The sequence below is a fragment of the uncultured Desulfovibrio sp. genome (assembly GCF_910584445.1).
Lineage (GTDB): Bacteria > Desulfobacterota > Desulfovibrionia > Desulfovibrionales > Desulfovibrionaceae > Desulfovibrio.
On the sequence record NZ_CAJUBO010000008.1, the window covers coordinates 15,898 to 36,101 of the forward strand.

At 62.8% G+C, this 20,204-nt stretch carries 17 protein-coding genes and 2 tRNA genes; 4 read left to right on the forward strand and 15 right to left on the reverse strand.

The window, feature by feature from the left end:
* Positions 1-6: 6 nt before the first annotated feature.
* Positions 7-2,127 carry an elongation factor G gene (gene fusA / locus QZ294_RS05075; protein WP_297047577.1) on the forward strand — a complete coding sequence of 707 codons (2,121 nt, stop codon included), beginning with the start codon at positions 7-9 and terminating at the stop codon, positions 2,125-2,127.
* Between the two features lie 349 nt (positions 2,128-2,476).
* Here the strand turns inward: fusA and QZ294_RS05080 are convergent, their stop codons facing one another.
* From QZ294_RS05080 to QZ294_RS05105, 6 genes are all read right to left on the reverse strand, one after another.
* Complete coding sequence (locus QZ294_RS05080) at positions 2,477-3,619, reverse strand: DUF4062 domain-containing protein (RefSeq protein WP_297047578.1); 1,143 nt, start codon at positions 3,617-3,619, stop codon at positions 2,477-2,479.
* Between the two features lie 142 nt (positions 3,620-3,761).
* Positions 3,762-3,838, reverse strand: a tRNA-Glu gene (locus QZ294_RS05085).
* A 2-nt stretch (positions 3,839-3,840) separates the two neighbouring features.
* A tRNA-Gln gene (locus QZ294_RS05090) sits at positions 3,841-3,915 on the reverse strand.
* A gap of 137 nt (positions 3,916-4,052) precedes the next feature.
* Positions 4,053-6,173: a TRAP transporter permease gene (locus QZ294_RS05095; RefSeq protein ID WP_297047583.1), complete on the reverse strand. Its 2,121-nt coding sequence runs from the start codon at positions 6,171-6,173 to the stop codon at positions 4,053-4,055.
* Between the two features lie 18 nt (positions 6,174-6,191).
* Positions 6,192-6,656: a DUF1850 domain-containing protein gene (locus QZ294_RS05100; RefSeq protein ID WP_297047746.1), complete on the reverse strand. Its 465-nt coding sequence runs from the start codon at positions 6,654-6,656 to the stop codon at positions 6,192-6,194.
* Positions 6,657-6,821: 165 nt separating this feature from the next.
* Entirely contained in the window at positions 6,822-7,775 is a 954-nt protein-coding gene (locus QZ294_RS05105; protein ID WP_297047585.1) for a TAXI family TRAP transporter solute-binding subunit, read from the reverse strand.
* A gap of 228 nt (positions 7,776-8,003) precedes the next feature.
* Here QZ294_RS05105 and QZ294_RS05110 point away from each other — a divergent pair, with 228 nt between their 5' ends.
* The 3 genes from QZ294_RS05110 (at position 8,004) to QZ294_RS05120 (ending at position 11,709) form a co-directional block, all read left to right on the forward strand.
* Complete coding sequence (locus QZ294_RS05110; protein WP_297047587.1) at positions 8,004-8,588, forward strand: hypothetical protein; 585 nt, start codon at positions 8,004-8,006, stop codon at positions 8,586-8,588.
* 82 nt (positions 8,589-8,670) lie between these two features.
* Positions 8,671-9,594 (forward strand): NAD(P)-dependent oxidoreductase, encoded by a 924-nt coding sequence (locus QZ294_RS05115; protein ID WP_297047590.1) that lies wholly within the window; start codon positions 8,671-8,673, stop codon positions 9,592-9,594.
* A 75-nt stretch (positions 9,595-9,669) separates the two neighbouring features.
* Complete coding sequence (locus tag QZ294_RS05120) at positions 9,670-11,709, forward strand: alpha-amylase family glycosyl hydrolase (protein ID WP_297047593.1); 2,040 nt, start codon at positions 9,670-9,672, stop codon at positions 11,707-11,709.
* Positions 11,710-11,760: 51 nt separating this feature from the next.
* Here the strand turns inward: QZ294_RS05120 and rfbC are convergent, their stop codons facing one another.
* The 9 genes from rfbC to QZ294_RS05165 all read right to left on the reverse strand — a co-directional run bounded on the left by rfbC (position 11,761) and on the right by QZ294_RS05165 (position 20,182).
* Complete coding sequence (gene rfbC / locus QZ294_RS05125) at positions 11,761-12,306, reverse strand: dTDP-4-dehydrorhamnose 3,5-epimerase (RefSeq protein WP_297047596.1); 546 nt, start codon at positions 12,304-12,306, stop codon at positions 11,761-11,763.
* Between the two features lie 66 nt (positions 12,307-12,372).
* Positions 12,373-13,272: a glucose-1-phosphate thymidylyltransferase RfbA gene (gene rfbA / locus QZ294_RS05130; protein WP_297047597.1), complete on the reverse strand. Its 900-nt coding sequence runs from the start codon at positions 13,270-13,272 to the stop codon at positions 12,373-12,375.
* Positions 13,269-14,384 carry a dTDP-glucose 4,6-dehydratase gene (gene rfbB, locus QZ294_RS05135; RefSeq protein ID WP_297047600.1) on the reverse strand — a complete coding sequence of 372 codons (1,116 nt, stop codon included), beginning with the start codon at positions 14,382-14,384 and terminating at the stop codon, positions 13,269-13,271. The genes rfbA and rfbB overlap by 4 nt, the downstream gene beginning before the upstream one ends.
* A gap of 87 nt (positions 14,385-14,471) precedes the next feature.
* The gene (locus QZ294_RS05140) at positions 14,472-15,029 is read right to left on the reverse strand and encodes an exonuclease domain-containing protein (RefSeq protein WP_297047602.1); all 558 of its coding nucleotides are present in this window, start codon (positions 15,027-15,029) and stop codon (positions 14,472-14,474) included.
* The gene (locus QZ294_RS05145; RefSeq protein ID WP_297047604.1) at positions 15,016-15,435 is read right to left on the reverse strand and encodes a hypothetical protein; all 420 of its coding nucleotides are present in this window, start codon (positions 15,433-15,435) and stop codon (positions 15,016-15,018) included. The genes QZ294_RS05140 and QZ294_RS05145 overlap by 14 nt, the downstream gene beginning before the upstream one ends.
* Positions 15,428-15,979 carry a thermonuclease family protein gene (locus QZ294_RS05150; protein WP_297047607.1) on the reverse strand — a complete coding sequence of 184 codons (552 nt, stop codon included), beginning with the start codon at positions 15,977-15,979 and terminating at the stop codon, positions 15,428-15,430. Before QZ294_RS05150 ends, QZ294_RS05145 begins: the two co-directional genes overlap by 8 nt.
* Before the next feature lie 127 nt (positions 15,980-16,106).
* Positions 16,107-18,329, reverse strand: coding sequence for a ferrous iron transport protein B (feoB, locus tag QZ294_RS05155; RefSeq protein WP_297047610.1), 2,223 nt, complete (start codon positions 18,327-18,329; stop codon positions 16,107-16,109).
* Positions 18,330-18,443: 114 nt separating this feature from the next.
* Entirely contained in the window at positions 18,444-18,719 is a 276-nt protein-coding gene (locus tag QZ294_RS05160) for a DUF2325 domain-containing protein (protein WP_297047613.1), read from the reverse strand.
* Between the two features lie 302 nt (positions 18,720-19,021).
* Positions 19,022-20,182 carry an HlyD family secretion protein gene (locus QZ294_RS05165; RefSeq protein WP_297047615.1) on the reverse strand — a complete coding sequence of 387 codons (1,161 nt, stop codon included), beginning with the start codon at positions 20,180-20,182 and terminating at the stop codon, positions 19,022-19,024.
* Between the last annotated feature and the right edge of the window lie 22 nt (positions 20,183-20,204).

Below are 20,204 nucleotides of genomic sequence, written 5' to 3' on the forward strand. Positions count from 1 at the left end.
CGCCCCATGCCCCCAGCCGACCACACGCGCCCCGACACGCCCACAACCGCTTCCAACCCCGCCATCCGGGCCATATGCGCCATTCGGAACCTCGGGATCATCGCCCATATCGACGCGGGCAAGACCACGCTCTCCGAACGGATGCTCTTTTACAGCCGCAAGATCCACCGCATGGGCGAAGTGCATGACGGCTCGGCCACCATGGACTACATGCCCGAGGAACAGGAGCGGGGCATCACCATCGCCTCGGCCTGCACCACCTGCCACTGGGGCGGCGTCACGCTCAACATCATCGACACGCCGGGCCATGTGGACTTCACCATCGAGGTGGAGCGCAGTCTCCGCGTCCTTGACGGGGCCGTGGGCGTCTTCTGCGCGGTTGGCGGCGTGGAACCGCAGTCCGAAACGGTCTGGAGGCAGTCCGAACAATTCGGCGTGCCCAAGATCGCCTTCATCAACAAGATGGACAGGCCGGGCGCGGATTTCGCCGCCGTGCTCGAGGCCATGCGCGCCAGGCTCAAGGCCAATGCCGTGGCCGTGACCGCGCCGCTGGGTCAGGGCGATGCCTTCACGGGCGTGCTGGACCTCATCACGGGCGAGACCGTGACCTTCAGCGACGCGGACCAGGGCAGCACGGTGACGCGCGCGCCGTGGTCGCCCGAAGAGGCGACCATGGCCGCCCCCTGGCGCGAAACGCTGCTGGAGCGCCTTGCCGAGGCGGATGACGCCTTCCTGGCGCTCTGGCTTGAGGGCGCGCCCGGCGAGGCCGACATCCGGGCGGCCTTGCGCCGCGCCACGCTGGCGCGCGCCCTGGTGCCGGCCTTTTGCGGTTCGGCGCTCCGCAACATGGGCGTGCAGCCCCTGCTGGACGGCGTGCGCGACTATCTCCCCTCTCCTCTCGATGTGCCGCCTCCCACGGGCACGGCGCCGGACGGTGAAACGACGCGCATCGAGCCAGATCCTGACGCCCCCGTTGCCGCGCTCGTCTTCAAGGTGCTCGTGGAGAACGGACGCAAACTGGCCTTTTCCCGCGTCTATGCCGGGAGCATCCGTGAAGGGGACGTGGTCCGGGTGCTCGGGGCGGACAGCGAAGGCAAGGCGCGCGAGCAGGCGGAACGCGTGGGCCGCATCTTCCGCCTGCATGCCGACAGGCGGGAACAGCTCGAAAGCGTCGGCACCGGCGACATCGCCGCGCTTGTCGGCCTGCGCTCCGCCCATACGGGCGACACCTGCTGCGGACGCGGACGGGACGCGCGCCTGGAGTCCATTGCCGTGCAGCCGCCTGTCATCACCCTCGCCCTTGAGCCGCGCAACGCCGATGAAGGCAAGACCCTCGACGAAGCCCTGGGACGCTATGCGGAGGAGGACCCGACCCTCACGGTCAGCCTGGACGAAGACTCCGGCCTGCGTATGGTCTCCGGCATGGGAGAGCTGCATCTGGATGTGCTTCTGGAACGCATGCGGCGCGAATATGGCATCAGCCCGCGCGCGGGTCAGCCGCAGGCGGTGCTGCGCGAGACCGTGAGCCGCGAGGCCGCGGCCGATGTGGTCTTTGACCGGGAATTCGGCAAGGAACGACAGCAGGGCGCGGTCGCCCTGCGCGTTGTCCCCCGTGAACGGCATGCGGGCAACCGCGTGCGGGTGGGCGATTTTCTGCCGAAGGAGGAGCGGGAAGCGCGCAAGCTCCTGCCACCGGCCTTTCTTGAAGCCGCGCTGGAAGGCGTGCGCGACGGATTGCAAAGCGGCGTCCAGACGGGCTGGCCCGTGGTGGATGTGGATGTGGAGCTGACAAAGGTGGAACGCACCGAAGGCCTCACCACGATCCCCGGTTGCCGGATGGCCGCGGCCCAGGCCCTGCGCGAGGCGCTCACGGCGGCGGTCCCCCTTGTGCTGGAGCCTGTCATGAAAACCGAGATCACCGTGCCGGAGGAATTTCTGGGCGCGGCCATCGGACTCTTCACCACGGCAGGAGGCAAGGTGGAGGATGTGGAAGACCAGGCCGGGCGCAAGCTCCTGCGCGGCACGGCCCCGTTGCGGCGGCTTTTCGGCTTTTCCACGTCCCTGCGTTCGGCCACCCAGGGCCGCGCGGGCCTGACGCTCACCTTCGACCGCTTTGACGCTCCCTAGATGTAAAGTGTCAACACGTTGTTCCCGCACCCGGTGGCCGGGAAGCTGGCGGGTTCCTGCCAAGAGCCGTATGTGGACACCGGAAACTGTGCCAGTACGCCATATAGGCAGGGCAACAGCCTCTAAAATCGTTAGTTAAACGCTTAAATCAACGTACATAGCCGATAGGCTAACATTATTTGGTTAAAACCCACTTCGAGAGAATCTGGACTTTTCCGAACTTCAGTACACAAGCATTTCATACCTAAGTTTGAACAGATATATGAATTGTTGAGAAAGCTACTCGGGCATAAAGATCACTTCAGAATCAAGATCGATAGTGTAATTTAAATTGCCCACCCACGTGTTGCTATTCAATTTGTGTGGGGGACTTTAAATCTTTTTCTAGTTTTACAATGTCTATAATAACTTGATGCATTATTACATAGTATATAACAATTGGATGCATTAAATTAAAAGAATCATCTGGCTTTAGATTTTTGTATGATTCTTTATTTATTCCCGAAATAAGAGACGCCTTTGCCGATGATTTCAAAATTGATGACAATTCAGTATCCCATCTGATAAGCGTATAAGAAAATGTAATAATCCGAACAATATGTTGGGCAAGAATATTATCCTTATATTTTAATAGGCCAAGGACAGTTTTTAAGTTATCGCTAAGTAATATATATTCTTTGGTAAAAGACTGGAATGTTGGAATATCATTAAGAACATCACCTATAAATGAATGAACCATTGCAGGTTTGAGTAGTGCTGTAAGCTTGTCCTTGTTTATTTTTTCATAGGTATAATCATTGACTGACATAATAACATTGCCGATATCATCCATTGATATATCTTTATTGTCATATACAGAACTTTTTAATATTTCCTTTAAATTTATTATATTATTTTTAATTAATTCATATGCTATCTGCTTATCTATATTTACATTAGAAATATCTTCTGAAATTTGTTCTTTGATATTATCTGTCAATTTTACTAATGAGTCAATCCCGCGAACCCAACCTGGCCTTTCATGGCTTTTAAATGCTTCATTCAGAGATGATAGCACTTTAGTTGCTAAGTCACTTTTATCAAGCCAAAAAGCACATTGTTTTCTCTTTACTAATTCAATAAATTTATCAAGTTTTTCTTTATTTTCACCACTGTCAATAAATTGAGGCGGAACTGGATAATTTCTATCGCGTATAAAAGAGAGTATAGGAATTTTTTTTGATTTTGCGTACTTATATTCTTTTTCAGTAAAACTTATACCTTTTGAATCTAATGTACCATATCGATGACCAATAATTATTATATAGTAATCGCTTTCGGCAATAAGTTTCTGAATCAGTTTCCAAGAAGAATCGTCAGCAGAGTTAAAATATTCCATTCCAGACGGAATATGATGCAGTGAGTATATTGCTTCAAAAACCTTATTCCTTTCTTCCTTTAAATCCTCAAATGTCGAACTGACAAATATTTGGTATTTTTTTGAATTTGCCATCCTTTTCCTTCCCGCCACCAAGTTGTATTTGGGGCAAATCAGATATGGAAATTATATTCCAATCTGTGGGTCAGAGTGTGGGGCAAATTTGCCCCACATACGAAAAAAGGGCTACATTTTCATGTAACCCTTTGATTCTATTTGGCGTCCCCAAGGGGATTTGAACCCCTGTTGACGGCGTGAAAGGCCGTTGTCCTGGGCCGACTAGACGATGGGGACATTGGCTGGGTTGCAAGGACTCGAACCTTGATTAGCGGAGCCAGAATCCGCCGTCCTGCCAATTGAACGACAACCCAGTGTTGCGTTCGACGTGTATAGGCCAAGCGCCGATGGATGTCAACCGAATTTTTCCACGCCTGCACGCATCCTATTACCTTCTCCCGCGCCTCCGAAAAAATCCTTTGCGGAGGCCGCACACCGCAGCAGGGGGGCGCTAGCCGGCCACCCCGACGCCATGGTCCTCTTCCGGGTGCCGCGGCGGTTGCCGGGGGCCGGCCTTGAAAATGCGTTGCAACACATAGACCGCGCCCATCAGGGCGAGTCCGATGATATCTGTCTTCAAACCGGGGGTGATGAGCGTGATGGCCGCGCCCACAAGGATCAGACGTTCCCAGAGATAGAGATTCCGCAACCAGTACCCGACGCTTGCAAAGGAAAGCGAGGCGATGCCTACCGCAGCCGTGCACACGATAAAGACGACTTCCCAGTTGCTCGCGCCGATCATCAGCAGGCCGGGGTTGTAACAGAAGATATAGGGGATGAGAAAACCCGCGAAGGCCAGCTTGACCGCCATGAACCCGGTGGCGTTGGGTTCGGCCCGGGCGATACCCGCCGCGGCATAGGCGGCCAGGGCCACCGGGGGCGTCAGGTCCGCGAGGATGCCGAAGTACATGATGAACAGATGGGCCGCGAGCATGGGCACGCCAAAGCTCTGGATGGCGGGGGCCGCAATGGTGGCGAGCACGATATATTTCGCCGTGGTGGGCAGCCCCATGCCCAGAACGATGGACGAGCACATGGTGAGCACCAGGGTCAGGGCGAAGCTCCCGGCAGAAAGCGCAAGAATGGCGTTTGCCAGCTTGAGTCCCACGCCGGTGAGCGTCACCACGCCGATGACAAAGCCCGTGCAGGCGCAGGCGGCTGAAACGCCAAGTGCCAGGCGGCCGCCATTTTCCATAGCCATGAGGACATCTTTGACAGCCAGACGGTTGCACCGGGCGAGGCTGCGCCGCACGGTCATGCCGCTGGGTCCGGCGCCGGCCCATGCCTTCCAGTTATTGGCGACAAGAGAGATGACCACGGTGGTCACGATGCAGTAATAGGCCGACTTGAGCGGCGTATATCCCTGCATGAGCAGATAGACGAGCACCACGATAGGCACAAGCAGGTAGCCGCCCTGCCGCAGCACGAGCCACGGCTTTGGCAGGCGCTCCCGGGGAATCCCCTTGAGGCCCAGGCGCTTGGCCTCCATATGCACCATGAAGCCCACCGCGAGATAATAGAGCAGCGCGGGGATGAGGGCCGCCTTGGCGATCTCCACATAGCCGACGCCCAAAAACTGCGCCATGATGAAGGCGGCGGCGCCCATGATGGGCGGCATGATCTGGCCGCCGGTGGACGACGCGGCTTCCACCGCGCCGGCAAAGGCGCCACGGTAGCCGACGCTTTTCATGAGCGGGATGGTGAAGGTGCCGGTGGAAACAGTGTTCGCCACCGAGGAGCCGGAAATGGTGCCGAAAAAGCCGCTGGCAAGCACAGCCACCTTGGCCGGCCCGCCCACGAACCTGCCGGCCGCGCCAAGGGCGAGATCGATGAAGAACTTGCCCAGGCCCGTGCTGTGCAGAAAGGCGCCAAAAAGGATGAAAAGAAAGACAAATGACGCCGCCACGCCCAGCGGCATGCCGAACAGACCTTCCGTCGTCAGGTACATGTGGCCGACGATGCGCCGCAGGGAAAAGCCGGGGTGCCCCATCATGCCGGGAATGAGGTTCCCGAACTTGGCATAGAGCAGAAAAACGACAGCCACCAGCGTAATGGGCAGGCCCACGATGCGCCGGGTGGCCTCCAGCACGAGCAGGATGGACGCGCAGCCGAAAATGAAGTCCAGTTCCGTCGGCGGCCCGGCATCCAGCACGATGACGTCATAATTCCAGATGATATACCCGCACACTGCCGCTCCTGCGGCGGCCAGCAGGACATCGTACCAGTTGAGCCGGTGCTTGTTGCCCGTGGCCCGCGCGGGATAGAGCAGATAGATGAGGACGAGGACGAAGCCGAGATGGACCGAGCGCTGGATCTGCGGCGGATACAGGCCCGTCGCCGCCGTAAAGAGCTGAAAGGCGGAAAAGAGGATGCAAAGGCAGCTGATGAATATCCGCAGCCAGCCCCGAAACGTGCGGAACGTGGCTTCCTTGTCGTATTTGGCGACGATCTCCGAAACGTCCAGCGTGTCCTGGATCTTGGCCGCCGCGTCGGAATCCAGCCTGCCCTCTTCAAGGGCGAAGCCGCCGGAACCTTCCTGCTCGATGATCTTCATCCGCTCTTTATGACTCATGGCTGCCTCTGGAATGGCTCATGGACGCTGGGGTCCGGCACCGCATCCGCACGGAGCGAAGGTAAAGGTAAGGGCATTCCCCGCAGGCGCCAGATCAGTCAGGGGCAGTTCCCGCATCCCCCCACCGGCGGGCAGCAACAGCACATGCCCGGCCACGCGCCCCACGCGCACATCAAATCTTGGGAGCGGCCTGTTGTATCCGCTCATGACGATCCGCCCATTCCCGGCGCTCATGCTCTGGCCCGGCTCCGGGGCCGAGGGCAGCCCCGCGCCGAAATCCTGATACACTGTCCTGTCCAGGCGGATGATCCCGTCCCGGATGACAAAATGATCTTCCACCGGCGTCAGTGCCACGGAATGGGTATAACGAATGGCAAATCCCTGTCCCTCAGCCATGGGCCACGCGCCCAGTACCGAGCCGTCGGCGCCAAGGGCGCACAGTTCGCCGCCCGCTTCTCCGGCGGCGCCTGCCGGTTGCGCCACCAGCAACAGGGCCGCGCACAGGCATAGCCGAAGTGCCGCCAGCAGACAACAGCGCCTGCCCCCGTCTTTTGCGGAAAAAGGACGGAACGGCGAAAAACCGCACCGGGCGGGAGCATATCCCGCCCGGCCGTTGCGACGTATGGGTCCAGAGAAGCTGTCCAAGGTCTACTTCAGGACGCCCTTTTCCTTGAGGTACTTTTCGGCCCCGGGATGGAACGGGATGGTCACGCCATCGGCGGCCTTCTCCAGAACGATCTCCGCGCCCTTGTTGTGCCCCTTCGCCACATCGCCGAGGTTTTCAAAAAGCGTCTTGGTGAGGGCATAGGCCACATCATCGGGCATGTCCTTGTTGGCGACAAGGATGGCCTGCACCGAAAGGGTGGGGACGGCATTCTCCTGCCCCTTGTAGGTCTTGGCCGGGATGGAGTCCTTGACGAGATAGGGGAACTTGGCGATGACCTGGTCGGCCTTGGCCCCTTCAAGCGGCACGAAAACCACTTCCTGGGTGGTGGTGATGTCCTGGATGGCCGGGCTGGGCGTGCCGATGGAGAAGACAAAGCCATCGACCTGGCGATCCTTGAACTGGTCGGCGGTTTCGCCATAGGGCAGGAAGATGGGTTCCACGTTCTTGTAGTCCAGCCCGTAGAAATCGAAAATCTGGCGGCAGTTCACCTCATTGCCGCTGCCGCGCGCGCCCACGGAGATCTTCTTGCCCTTGAAATCCTCAAGGTTCTTCACGCCGCTGTCCTTGCTGGCGACGACATGGATATATTCAGGATAGAGGCGGGCGATGGCGCGCACATTCCCGAGCTTGCCGCGGAAGGGAGCGTTGCCGTTGAACGCCGCATCGGCCACGTCATTCTGGACGATGGCGAAATCCACATCGCCGGATTCCACCAGGCGCATGTTTTCCCCCGAGGCGCCCGTGGCCTGGGCGGTGATGGAAAACGCGCCGTCGCTCTTGTTGCTCAACACCTGGCCGATGGCGCCCCCCAGGGGGAAATAGACGCCGGAGGTGCCGCCCGTAGCCAGTGTCAACCGCTTGGCATCAGCGGCGAACGCCGTGGCGGAGGCGAGGATCAGGGCGCCGGTCAGAAGAAGGCCCAACACGTTTTTCATCAGCGGTTCTCCTTGAAAAATGATTTTCCTCAATGGTCGCCCGCATGCCGCGCCGCGCGCCGGAGGAACATATACAGAAGCTTCATTTCCTACCCCAAAATCTTCCTGATGGCAAATGGCGCTGCCGTATCCGCCGAAGCCGCGGCGGGCAAAACGCTTGAAGGCGTGCCCCGCCTCCTGCTACCATGTCCCCCGCCTTTCCCCATGACCTTTTGCCCCGGAATGCCCATGCGCGCGCTGCTCGTTCCCGATCCCCACCGAGGCCCGGGGTACGCGGTCCTCGAACTTCATGACGCCGCCCCGCCGGATCCTCCGGTCTTTTTCCTTCGCCGCGCATCTGACGGCGCATGGCTTTCCGGCACCGGCTGGGGCCAGGCCGAGACCGCGCTCCGACCCGAGGCCTGGAATACTGACAGAGACCGCCAGCTCCTCATGCTCGGGACGGCCCTCGTGGATGCTCTGGAGCCGGGAGATGCCTACGCGCTCACTGTCCCCGGCGCCGGCTCCTGCGCGCTGGAAACGGACGACCATGTCCTGTCGCGCGCCAGCGGCGGAAACGGCGCGGGGAGGACGCCGCCACCATCGCCATCACGCCGGAAACGGCTGGGATGCGCCCTCCTCGGGGTCCTCATCTTCGTCGCATGGCTGGCGGGCGGCGTCGCCTTGTGGCACGGCAGCATGAGCGCCCCGGCCAGCCCGGCACCCGGCACGGCTCCCGACGACACTGCCGAAGAGACGTCGTTTTCCCTCTTTCCGCGCACCGACCCGGATGGCGAACCCACCTATGAACAGGAAGAAATGTCCAAGCCTTGAAAAAAAACGCTATCTGGGAAATACTGGCGCAAAGCGGATGAACAGCGGGACAGCCCCGCACGGATCCTGACGGGAGCACTCCATGACGGCACAGGAAAAAAAACAGGGCGCGCGGCTGCGCATTGGCTGGATCGGCACCGGGGTCATGGGGCTTTCCATGGCCGGGCACCTGCTGGATGCGGGCTGGCCGCTCACCATTTACACACGCAGCAAAGCCAAGGCCGAACCGTTGCTGACCAGGGGCGCCGCATGGGGGGAAAGCCCCGCCGCTGTGGCGCGCGCCTCGGACGCGGTCTTTTCCATCGTGGGCTTTCCCGCTGATGTGGAAGCGGTCATGCTTGGCCCGGACGGCGCGCTGAACGGCCTGGCGGAAGGGGGCATCCTGTGCGACATGACCACCTCCAGCCCGGAACTTGCCCGGCGCATCGCCGCCGAGGCCGAAGCGCGCGGCTGCGCCAGCCTCGACGCCCCGGTGACGGGTGGCGACGTGGGCGCGCGCCAGGGCACGCTCTCCATCTTCGTCGGCGGTGACGCGGCTGCCCTTGCCACACTCAGGCCCTGCTTCGAGACCATGGGCAAACGTCTCATGCACTGCGGAGGACCCGGCTCCGGCCAGCAGGCCAAGCTCGCCAATCAGGTCGCCGTGGCCGGCGTCATGTTCAGCGTGTGCGAATCCCTGCTTTTCGCCAGAGAAGCAGGGCTGGATGTGGCCCAGTGGCTCGAGCTTGTGGTTCCCGGTGCCGCCGGGAGCACGGCCATGAACACTCTGGGGCGCCGTCTGCTCAAGCCGGACTATGCGCCGGGCTTTTTCATCGACCATTTCGTCAAGGATCTCGGCCTCTGCCTTGAGGAATGCCGCCGGATGCGCCTGGTGCTTCCCGGCGCCACCCTGGCCGAGGAGTTTTACAGGATGATGCAGGCCCAGGGCCAGGGACGGGACGGCACCCAGGCCCTCATCCGCTGCCTGGCCGCACTCTCCGGCAAGGAGTGGCGCGGGCAGGCATAATCGCCGCGCCTTCGGACGCGCATTCGCGCGGCAGGCGACGCGCGGCACAACCGCCGTGTGCGGGGAGCTTCCGCCATGTCGTACACGCCGCCTCAAAATCCTCTGGAAGATCCGGCGCTTGCGCCCTATCGTGACTTCCTGCTCCGGCGCAGCCGCGACTTTGCCGCGGAACTGCGGCGCATTGCCGAGGTTTCCGGCTCCTTGCGCGCCTATGCCGATCTTCATAAGATTTTCGGCCTCCATCTCGTCCACGACGCGGATGGCGGCGAACACTGGCGTTGGCGCGAATACATGCCGCACGCCGAAGCCCTGTGGCTGACCACCAGCCGCCTCAACTTCCAGCGGCGCGCGAGCCATCGCTTTGCGCGCAAAGCGGATGGCGTCTTTGAGCTGATCCTGCCCAGGGAGGCGCTCGCGCACGGGGAATATGTGGAGTTGCGCGTCCAGCCGCAGGGCAGCTTCGCCAAGGGTCTGGGCGAAACTCCGCCGCCCTTGCGGCGCGTGCCCGCCTTTGCCCAATGGGTCGAGCAGGACAGGGACGTGCCCGAACAGTGGTGCGCGCGCGTCTGGCACCCCGCCGAACCCTATCGTTTCCGCCACCGGCGCCCCGGCGCCCTGGTGTTCCCGCGCATCTACGAGGCCCATGTGGGCATGGCGCAATCCTCCCTTGACCATCAGGGCGAAAGCGTCGGCAGCTATGAAGACTTCACGCGCCAGGTGCTGCCGCGCATCAGGGCCGACGGCTACACGGCCGTGCAGCTCATGGGGATCCTCGAACATCCGCTCTACCGTTCGTTCGGCTATCAGGTGAGCAGCTACTTCGCGCCCAGCTCGCGCTACGGCACGCCCGACGGTTTCAAGGCGCTGGTGGATGCGGCCCACGGCCTGGGGCTTGCCGTCATCCTCGACATCACCCACAGCCATGCCGCCTCCAATACGGAGCAGGGCCTTGCCGCCTATGACGGCAGTCACTACTTTTTCAGCAGCAAGGTCAACCAGTGGGGCACTCCCTCGTTTGACTATACGCAGGAAATGACGCGGCGCTTCCTGCTCTCCAACTGCCGCTACTGGCTGGAAGAGTTCCGTGTGGACGGCTTCCGCTTCGACGCCGTGGGCAACATGCTCTATCTCGACCACGGCCGGGATGACGACTTCTCCCATGTGGGGCGCTGTTTCTTCGGCAAGGATGGCACGCCGCGCGAGGATGCGGCGGGCGAACTCTATCTCTGCCTTGCCAATGCCCTGGTGCATGAGGAAGTGCCCCACGGCGTGACCATCGCCGAAGAGTTTTCCGGCATGCCCGGCCTTACCTGCCCGCCGGACCAGGGCGGTCTGGGCTTTGACTACCGCTTCGCCATGGGGATCCCCGACTATTGGGCCAAGGCCGTGGAACATCCGCGCGACATGGGCAGTCTCTGGTACGAGATGACCAATCACCGCCCCTATGATCGCACCATCAGCTATGTGGAATGCCATGACCAGTGCATCAACGGCGACGATGCCATGATCTGGCGCCTGCTCGGCGACGCCATGTACCACAGCATGGGCGCGTCGGCGGAGACCTGGAACATCTCCCGCGGACTGGCCTTTTACCGCCTCATGCGTCTCATCACGCTGGCTACCGCCGATGCGGGCTATCTCAATTTCATGGGCAACGAGTTCGGGCATCCCGAATGGCTGGATGCCGAGGAACACGCCCACCGGCAGTGGCATCTGGCCGATCAGGCGGAACTCAAGTATTCCGGGCTTGCCGCCTGGGACAAGGCCCAGCTTCTGGGGCTTGTGGCCCGGCATCTGGAGGACTTTTGCGCGCCCCCCCTCTTCCGGTTCATCCACGAGGAGGAGCGGCTGCTCGCCTTCGAGCGCGGGCGGCTGCTGTTCGCCTTCAATTTCAGCGAGACCCGCGCCCGGCAGAACCTGCTCTTCGCCGTTACGCCCGGCAAATATGTGGAAGTGCTTTCGTCCGACGAGACGCGCTTTGCCGGCCACGGCAACCTTGTGCTGACGCAGCCGCCCCTGGAGCATTTTACCATGCCGCTGGCGGATCGGCCCGAACAGGATATCGAGCTTTATCTGCCGCCCATGGTGGCGCTGGTGCTCCACCGCGAGGATTGATGCGCCCGGGGCCATGACGCCGCCGCGCCGCCATGCAACGGGGGACAGGACTCAGGCAAAGGTCGGGCACTGGGCAAGCGGAAGTCCGCGCGTGTCCTTTTCTGAGAGGATCGGACCGCCTTCGGGCACGGGCCAGTCGATGCCGAGCGACGGATCGTCCCACTTCAGGCAGCACTCATCATCTGGCGCGTAATAGGTCGTGCACTTGTACACGAATTCCGCCCCGTCGCCGAGCACGAGAAAGCCATGGGCAAAGCCCGGAGGCACCCAGAAAATGTGATGCGCTTCCGCATCCAGCACCACGGCATAGCTCCTGCCAAATGCGGGGGAGGAACGGCGCAGGTCAACGGCCACGTCGAAAACGCTGCCGCTGATGACCCGCAGGAGCTTGCCCTGGGGCTGGCGCAGCTGATAGTGCAGCCCGCGCAACACGCGTCCGCGGGAACGACTCTGGTTATCCTGCACGAAAAGATGCTCGCCGCAATGGCGGGCGAATTCATTTTGCCGGAAGGTCTCCATAAAAAAGCCGCGCGCGTCCCCATGCAGGGTCGGCACCATCAGCACCGGCCCGTCAGGTGCAAGGGTGTGGAATTCCATGTGCCCAGATTCTCCCTTTTTCCGTCTCCGGGGGATCGATACCGCCTTTCCGGGGGAAAGACAGCCCTATCCTTCCGCCTCCGCCCGCTGCGCCGAGTTCACGAGACGCAGAAGGTACTGCCCATAGTCCGTCTTGCCGAAAAACTCCCCGGCGCGCCGCATCTCCGCATCGCTGATCCAGCCGTTTTGCCAGGCGATCTCCTCAAGGCAGGCCACCTTGAGTCCCTGCCGCGCCTCGATGGTCTGCACATAGGAGGAGGCCTCGAGCAGGCTGGAGTGCGTTCCCGTATCCAGCCACGCGAAACCGCGGCCGAGCCGTTCCACATAGAGCTGCCCACGCTCCAGATACGCCTGGTTGACACTTGTGATCTCCAGCTCGCCCCGCGCCGAGGGCTTCAGGGCGCGGGCGATGTCGAGCACTGACGCGTCATAAAAATAGAGACCCGTCACGGCATAGGGGGAATGGGGACGCACAGGCTTTTCCTCAATGTGGATGGCGTTGCCGGCTGCGTCAAAACTGACCACGCCAAAGCGTTCGGGGTCCCGGACCTGATAGCCGAAAATGGTGGCTCCCTGCGTGCGCGCGACCGCCCTGCCCAGTTTTTCGGTGAAATGCTCCCCATGGAAAACATTGTCCCCCAGGATCAGGCAGACAGGTGCGCCGGCAAGGAACTCCTCGCCAATGAGAAAGGCCTGGGCGATGCCGTCCGGCCGTGGCTGCTCGGCATAGCTGAGATGGAGTCCGAAACGGGAGCCGTCCCCCAGCAGGCGCCGGTATTGCGGCAGATCCCTCGGTGTGGAAATGAGCAGGATCTCCCTGATGCCGCCGAGCATGAGCACCGAGAGCGGATAGTAGATCATGGGCTTGTCATAGATCGGCAGGAGCTGCTTGGAAACGCCCAGGGTGATGGGATACAGGCGCGTGCCCGTCCCGCCGGCAAGCACGATCCCCTTGTAGACGGTCATATGTCCTCCATGCGGTCGCCCGTGCCAAGCCGTTCGCAACGATAGGTGCCGTCCAGGACCTGCCGCCACCACGTTTCATTGTCCAGGTACCAGCGCACCGTGGCCGCAAGGCCCTCGGCAAAGGACACTCGCGGCCGCCAGCCCAGTTCCCGCCGGATCTTGCCCGCATCGATGGCATAGCGGCCATCGTGGCCCGGCCTGTCCGCCACCAGGGTGATGAGGTCCTCATAGCGGCGCACGCCCGCCGGCTTCCGCGGGGCGAGAGTTTCCAGATGTCCGCAAATGGCGCGGACAACGTCGATATTCCGCTGCTCGTTGCTGCCCCCCACCGCATAGGTCTCACCCACGCGCCCCCGCGCCAGCACCAGCAGGAGCGCGCGGACATGGTCCTCCACATGGAGCCAGTCGCGGATCTGCGCGCCCGTGCCGTAGACGGGGAGCTTCCGTCCGGCCAGGGCGTTGATGATGGTGAGGGGGATGAGCTTTTCCGGAAACTGGCGCGGCCCGTAGTTGTTGGAGCAGTTGGTGATGAGCGTGGGCAGCCCGTAGGTGCGCTGCCAGGCCCGCACAAGGTGATCGCTCGCCGCCTTGCTCGCCGAATACGGGGAACTCGGCGCATAGGGGGTGGACTCGCTGAACAGCGGGGCCTGCGCGCCGGGACCCGCGCTGGCATCCGCAAGGTCGCCGAAGACCTCATCCGTGGAGATATGGAGGAAACGAAAATCAGCGGCTTTTTCCGGCCGTGCGGCGGCAAGCCCGCGCCAGTAGCGGCGCGCTTCCTCCAGAAGGACGAAGGTGCCGCGCACGTTGGTTTCCAGAAAGGCGGCCGGGCTGTCGATGGAGCGGTCCACATGGCTTTCCGCCGCGAGGTGCATGACCGCATCAGGTTCAAAAACCTCGAAGGCCGCGCGCATGGCGGCAGCATCGGCAATGTCCGCATGAAGGAAATTGTAGCGCGGATGTTCCTCCACCTCCGCAAGGGAGGCACGATTGCCGGAATAGGTGAGCTTGTCGATATTGACAACGCGCCAGTCATCCCTGGAGAGCGCCGCGCGCACAGCCGCTGAGCCGATAAAGCCCGCCCCCCCCGTGATCAAAAGCGTATGCGCCATACTGCGGCGACCTCCAGACCATCTTGGACCGAATGGCATGACGCCATGCATCCGCGATCGCTCCCGCGCCCATGGCGGGGCGACCGCTCAAAGGCGCATGTCCGTTTCACGCACCCCCAGCGCGCGCAGCCGCGCATAGACCATGGCGCAGCCCTCGGCGTCAGAAAGGGCATTGTGATGCCGGAGCGGAATGCCGAAATGCGCGCATACGCACCCCAGGCTGCGGGAGGCAAGCTCCAGAGGGGCCTGGCGAACGCCCTTGAGGGTGCAAAGAAAGGGCTGCGCCGGTGGCTCAAGCCCGGCGACCCGGCAACAGGCATGAAGAACGCGCCTGTCGAACTGCGCGTTGTGGGCCAGCAAAAACCGGGCGCCCTCCAAAAGCTTCGCGGCCACGGGCCAGACCTCGGCAAACGTGGGCTGGTCTTTCAGGTCGCGCCACCGCAAACCATGGATGTGGGTAAACCACACGCGCGAGGAGGGGGGCCGCAACAGACTTTCAAAACGCGCTGCGACCGTTCCGCCCTCAATGCGTACCAGCCCCACGGCGCAGGCATAATGCGCCTCGCGCCCCGAGGTTTCAAAATCGATGGCGACACAGGGGGTCGCCCCCGAACACTGCGGCGCCTCCGTTTCAGCCGGCGGCATGACGGGCCGCCTCGGCCAGGCGCGCCGCGATGTACTCCCGCATTTCCGGCGAATCCTCGTCGAGATTGAAGCACATGGCATCCTCGCCGAGCAGCCCCTGGGGCACAAAATCACCGAGTCCATCCGGGTCGTTGACCATGTCCGCGTAAAAACAGACCGAGAGCCAGCGGCTTTCCGGCTCATCATCCACAACATCCACGAGAACAAAGAGTTCACGCTTTTTCTGCGCGGCATGCCGCGCCCGCAAGGAATAACTGATGCCGGGCCGGGCCTTGAACTCCAGCCCCACATCCGGCAGCCCGGCGAGGAAATGATGCCAGGACTCGAACGCCGGCTTGACGTGGAGCGGGTCCTGCCGCCAGTCCTCTTCAAAGCGCTTCAGTTCCTGCGTAGCGGATTCATTCATGACTGCTTCCCGTAGGGCGCCGTTTCAGCGGCGTTCCCGATTTGCCGACCCACTGCCAGGGCGGGCTTGACATATTCAGACTCCAGACACCGCGCCGTGCCTTGACGGCCCCATGTTCCTGGATATGCCAGCGGCGGCAGAGCATGGCCCGGCAGGTGGAGCGATCCACCCATGCCAGCCCTTTTTCGACCAAAAGATTGTTGACCGACCGGTCCTTCACCTGGACCAGGGCGCTGACCACGCCCTCGGCATCGGAACCGACGATGCTGAGGATGACCTTCGTCCCCGGCGGCAGCAGACGCATGAGTTCGTCGCGCGTTTCCCGGCCGAAGGGCTGCTCGTCGGTGGGCATGCCGATGCCATACAGGCTGACGGCATAGTCGGGAGTCTTCCGCCGCCAGTGTTCGCTGACGGCGATGAGGTTGCCCTCCTCCACGCGCACCACATAGGCCGTGGCCCTGTGCGGGGTGATGGTCTCCCAGGCAAGGGCCGCATCCGCGGCCAGGAGCACGGCCCCCAGGGCCACAAGAACAGCCAGGCGCATGCCTCCCCCCGTGTCGCGGCAAGCCGCGCGTCCATCCTGCATCCGTAAGGTATGAACATGCCCGCCCTTCCACGGCCTTGTCAAGCCGGAGAAGGACGGCAAAAAAGAAACGCCGGGGGCGAACGCGTCAGCCCCAGAGGACGCGCCCCGCCTGATAGACCACCACGGCAACGGCATAGGCCAGCGAGGTGTTGAACAGGATGCTGAACGCGACCCAGCCCCAGTTGCCCGCCTCCTGCCGGATGACCACCAGGGCCACGAAGCACGGCGAATAGAGCAGGACAAAGAGCATGAGCGCCAGGGCGGTGGCCTTTGACCAGCCGGGATCGCTCTTGAGGCGTTCGGCCAGGGGTTCCGCATCGTCCGGGTCCTGCTCGCCCAAGGCCCATGCCGTGCCCATGGTGGACACCACCGCCTCCTTGGCGGCCACGCCCGCGAGCAGGGCTATATCCGTGCGCCAGTCAAAGCCCGCGGGGCGCGTGACCGGCTCCACCCATTTGCCAAGGCGGCCCGCAACGGAATAGGCCAGCTTCTCCTCGCCGAAGGCATCGCGCGCGCGGGCCAGCTCCTCCTCCACGGCCTGTCGTTCCGCCGCCCCGGCGGGGAAGGCCTCAAGGCGCCCCTCCAGGGCGGCGATGCGCGCCTCATGCGGAGCGGCGGCCTCTTCCGGGAGGGCGGGAAATGTCATGGCAGCCCAGATGACGACCGAAATCGCCAGAAGGACCGTGCCCGCCTTCTTGATATACATCCACGCCCGCTCCCAGCAGTGCAGCAGGACGCTCAGGAGCGTGGGCATGCGGTAGGGGGGCAGTTCCATGACAAAGGGCGTCGCCTCTCCCTTGACGATGGACGAGCGCAGCAGGCGCGCCACCACCAGGGCAAAGACCCATCCCGCCAGCATGATGCCGAACATGACAGTGGCCGCATTTTCCGGAAAAAACGCGCCGGCCAGCAGCAGAAAGACCGGCAGCTTGGCGCCGCAGGTCATGTAGGGCAGCGTGAGCAGCGTGGCGAGCTTTTCCTTGGGGCTGCGGAGGGTGCGCGTAGCCATGGCGCCGGGGATGGCGCAGCCGCCCGCGATGCCGCCGGAAATGACGTAGGGCATCACCGAAGCGCCGTGAAGCCCGAAAAAGCGGAAGATGCGGTCCATCATATAGGCCATGCGCGCCATGTAGCCGCTGTCTTCAAGGAAGGAGATGAGCGCGAACATGATCATGATGAGCGGCACGAAACTGAGCACGCCGCCCACGCCGGCGATGACGCCATCCACCACCAGCGAGCTGACAAGCCCCTCGGGCAGGATGTCCCTGAAAAAATCGCCCATCAGGCCAAAGCCGTCCTCCACCCAGCCCTGAGGATACGCGCCCACCTCAAAGGTGATCTGATACATGAGGTACAGAACGCCAAGCATGATGAGCGGACCGAAAAAGGCATTGGTCAGCACCCTGTCGAGCTTGTCGGAAAGCGCGAGCCTGTCCCGCTCGGGGTCCCTGTCCAGGACGCCGTCGCGCAGGATGCTGTGGATGAACCCGTATCTGTGGTCGGTAATGATGGACTCGGTGCCGACATTGAACGTGTCGTGGATATGGGCGGCCGTCCTCCGGCACACGGCTTCAAGGCGCGCGGCCGCCTCGGCATCGGCGCCCCGCACCTCGCGCAGGATGGCGTCATCGTTTTCCAGAAGCTTGAGCGCCAGCCAGCGCGGCGCGTACACGCCTTCGAGAAGCCCGGCCCTCTCGATGATCTGTTCCAGTTCCAGAAGGGCCGTATCCAGATCCGGCCCGTAGGACAGGCGCAACGGCTCGCGGCGCCCTTCGCCGGCGATCCTGACGGCGGCGGCCAGGGTCTCGCGCAGGCCCTCGCCCTCGCGGGCGATCATGGGCAGTACCGGCGCATGCAGGAACTGCCCCAGGCGCTCCATGTCGATCTGGATGCCCGCCTCCCGCGCCTCATCCATCATGTTGCAGGCAAGGACCACGGGCATGCCCATTTCCAGAAGCTGGACCGTGAGCAGGAGATTGCGCTCCAGGGCCGATGCGTCCGCCACATCGATGACGGCCTGCACATGCCCGGCCGAAAGCTCACGCCGCGCCACCAGCTCCTCCTGCGAGAACGCCGTGAGGCTGTATGTCCCCGGAAGGTCCACCAGGGTAATGGAGCGGCCATCCTGTTCCAGATGCCCTTCCTTCCTGTCCACCGTGACACCGGGGTAATTGCCCACATGCTGGCGCGCCCCGGTATAGGCATTGAAAACCGTCGTTTTGCCGCAATTGGGATTGCCGGCCAGCGCAATCCGCACTGGTGCGCCGGCGGGGCCATGGCTGGTGCGTTTTTCCATCCCGTCACTCATCGTCACTCCCGGGATCCTCCCGGCGCGACACGCGTGCCGCGCCAGGAGCCAAGATGGGAAAATTGAAATTCATTTCCAATGAAATAGCGGCAAGCCCTGCCTCTGTCAAGCGCATCAGGCAGCCGGCAGACATTCGCGCAAGGTGGAGACGCCGCAGGAATGCACAAAGAGGATGGGGATGCGCCGGGAACGCGCGACCTGCTGGGCCTTGCGCCGCGCTTCGTGAGAAATTTTGTTGGTGAAGACGATCAACGCGTCCGGGCTGCCGATCTTGGCAAGAAAATTCCGCTCATTGCGGCTGATGCATTTCAGGCTGTGACCAAGGGCTTCCGCGGTCGCCACATATTCCGGCCTGAGGCGGTCCATGCCGCCGATCAGCGTCACGCTCATGACTTCCCTCCCCTGCAATGGTTCCGATCGAGTCCGCGCATCCGCGCGATGCGGACGCGGCCCGCCTGCGCCTGCCAGGCATTGGCCGGCCTGCTCCCAGCCCAACGCCTGCATGACGCCCTCCGCGAGCGTCGTTGGAGACATATAAATGAAAATGAATTTCATTGTCAATACAAAAACGACACTTCTCCTCCCTTTCCGCTCGCCTCCCGGTCATGCCGGAGAGCGGCGGCATGGCGCCGTCGCCGGACGGTCCCGCCGGTCCCGACGGTGCCGGAGAGGCGGACGGCCCCGCGCGGGCCTCAGAACGGCAGCCCGTGCGTCATGACGACGCAGGTGACGTCAGCTCCCGGCGCCAGCCCCGCCGGAAGATCGCCGCTGAGGGCGACCCGCACGGGCAGATACGCCACCGGCCGGCGAAGGGAAGCCGCGTTTCCGTCTCCCGCCGCTGCGGCCGCCAGCGTTTCCGGCAGTGCCTGGGGAGGGAGTATCTCCCGCACGACACCGGAAAGACGGGCATCCCCCCAACTGATGCGGCAGCGCTGGCCCACGCGGATGCTGTCGGCCGCTCCGACCGGAAACCAGGCGTCAACCCAGAAGGCATCCCCGGCGGCCTGCCCGGCGGGCGCGATCATCAGCGCCGGTTCCCCCGCCTGGAGCAGTTGCCCCGGCTCCGCGACCCGCCGCAATACCGTGCCGTTCACGGGGGCAAAAAGGGTCCCGTCCGCGACAAGGCGCCCGGACTCGGCGCCGGCGCCCGCCATTCCCCGCTGCCGCGGGGCATGGACCCGCGCCGCCGTGATTTCCTGCCGGATGCGCCCCAGCTCCTGTTCCATGGCCGCGCGCATCAGGCTGGCGCGCTCAAAATCCGCCATGGCCGTCTCCTTGCGGGCACGGGCCATGGCCTCGGCCTCCCGGGCGGCCGCATACTGACGCTTGCCGGCCACGCGCTCCCCGCCCTGGCTGTCCAGCGAACGCAATGCCAGCTGGGCGCGCACATGCTCCGTCACCCGCTCCTCGCGCAACAGGCGCAACGTGTCTTCCTCATGCCTTGCCTGCGCCATGCGCACGGCAAGATCCCGCTCCGCTTCCTGCGCCTGGCGCAGACGGGCGGCGCTTTCCACCATGTCCGGTCCCTGACGGGACCGCAATGCCGCGGCTTCGGCCGCCGCCTGCGCCAGCTGCCGGTCATAGGCGCCCGTTTCCATGCTCCCCACGGGCTGTCCCGCGCTCACCGCGTCTCCCTCCCTGACGTCCAGGGTGGCAAGCTGACCGGAAAACCGGGGCGCAACCATATGCACCATGCCGTCCAGACGCGCGCTGACGCTGGTGACCCTGCCCGAAAAGAACCACCAGCCAAGGGCGGCGCCAACGGCGACCAGAAGGACGAGAAAAATGACGGGAAGACGGCGACGCGCGGTACGCGTCGCGCGCGGCAATTCAAGATACACGGGTTCTGCCATGGCGCTCCTCCGGGCAAAGCCG

Bases quoted from the DNA above. Each gene is read 5' to 3' on its own strand.
- QZ294_RS05080 (WP_297047578.1), bottom strand. From the start codon at position 3,619: ATGGCAAATTCAAAAAAATACCAAATATTTGTCAGTTCGACATTTGAG.
- QZ294_RS05140 (WP_297047602.1), bottom strand. From the start codon at position 15,029: ATGCCGCCGGCTGAAACGGAGGCGCCGCAGTGTTCGGGGGCGACCCCC.
- rfbC (WP_297047596.1), bottom strand. From the start codon at position 12,306: ATGGAATTCCACACCCTTGCACCTGACGGGCCGGTGCTGATGGTGCCG.
- QZ294_RS05115 (WP_297047590.1), top strand. From the start codon at position 8,671: ATGACGGCACAGGAAAAAAAACAGGGCGCGCGGCTGCGCATTGGCTGG.
- QZ294_RS05160 (WP_297047613.1), bottom strand. From the start codon at position 18,719: ATGAGCGTGACGCTGATCGGCGGCATGGACCGCCTCAGGCCGGAATAT.
- feoB (WP_297047610.1), bottom strand. From the start codon at position 18,329: ATGAGTGACGGGATGGAAAAACGCACCAGCCATGGCCCCGCCGGCGCA.
- rfbB (WP_297047600.1), bottom strand. From the start codon at position 14,384: ATGGCGCATACGCTTTTGATCACGGGGGGGGCGGGCTTTATCGGCTCA.
- QZ294_RS05145 (WP_297047604.1), bottom strand. From the start codon at position 15,435: ATGAATGAATCCGCTACGCAGGAACTGAAGCGCTTTGAAGAGGACTGG.
- fusA (WP_297047577.1), top strand. From the start codon at position 7: ATGCCCCCAGCCGACCACACGCGCCCCGACACGCCCACAACCGCTTCC.
- QZ294_RS05105 (WP_297047585.1), bottom strand. From the start codon at position 7,775: ATGAAAAACGTGTTGGGCCTTCTTCTGACCGGCGCCCTGATCCTCGCC.
- QZ294_RS05095 (WP_297047583.1), bottom strand. From the start codon at position 6,173: ATGAGTCATAAAGAGCGGATGAAGATCATCGAGCAGGAAGGTTCCGGC.
- QZ294_RS05120 (WP_297047593.1), top strand. From the start codon at position 9,670: ATGTCGTACACGCCGCCTCAAAATCCTCTGGAAGATCCGGCGCTTGCG.
- QZ294_RS05150 (WP_297047607.1), bottom strand. From the start codon at position 15,979: ATGCGCCTGGCTGTTCTTGTGGCCCTGGGGGCCGTGCTCCTGGCCGCG.
- QZ294_RS05110 (WP_297047587.1), top strand. From the start codon at position 8,004: ATGCGCGCGCTGCTCGTTCCCGATCCCCACCGAGGCCCGGGGTACGCG.
- rfbA (WP_297047597.1), bottom strand. From the start codon at position 13,272: ATGACCGTCTACAAGGGGATCGTGCTTGCCGGCGGGACGGGCACGCGC.
- QZ294_RS05165 (WP_297047615.1), bottom strand. From the start codon at position 20,182: ATGGCAGAACCCGTGTATCTTGAATTGCCGCGCGCGACGCGTACCGCG.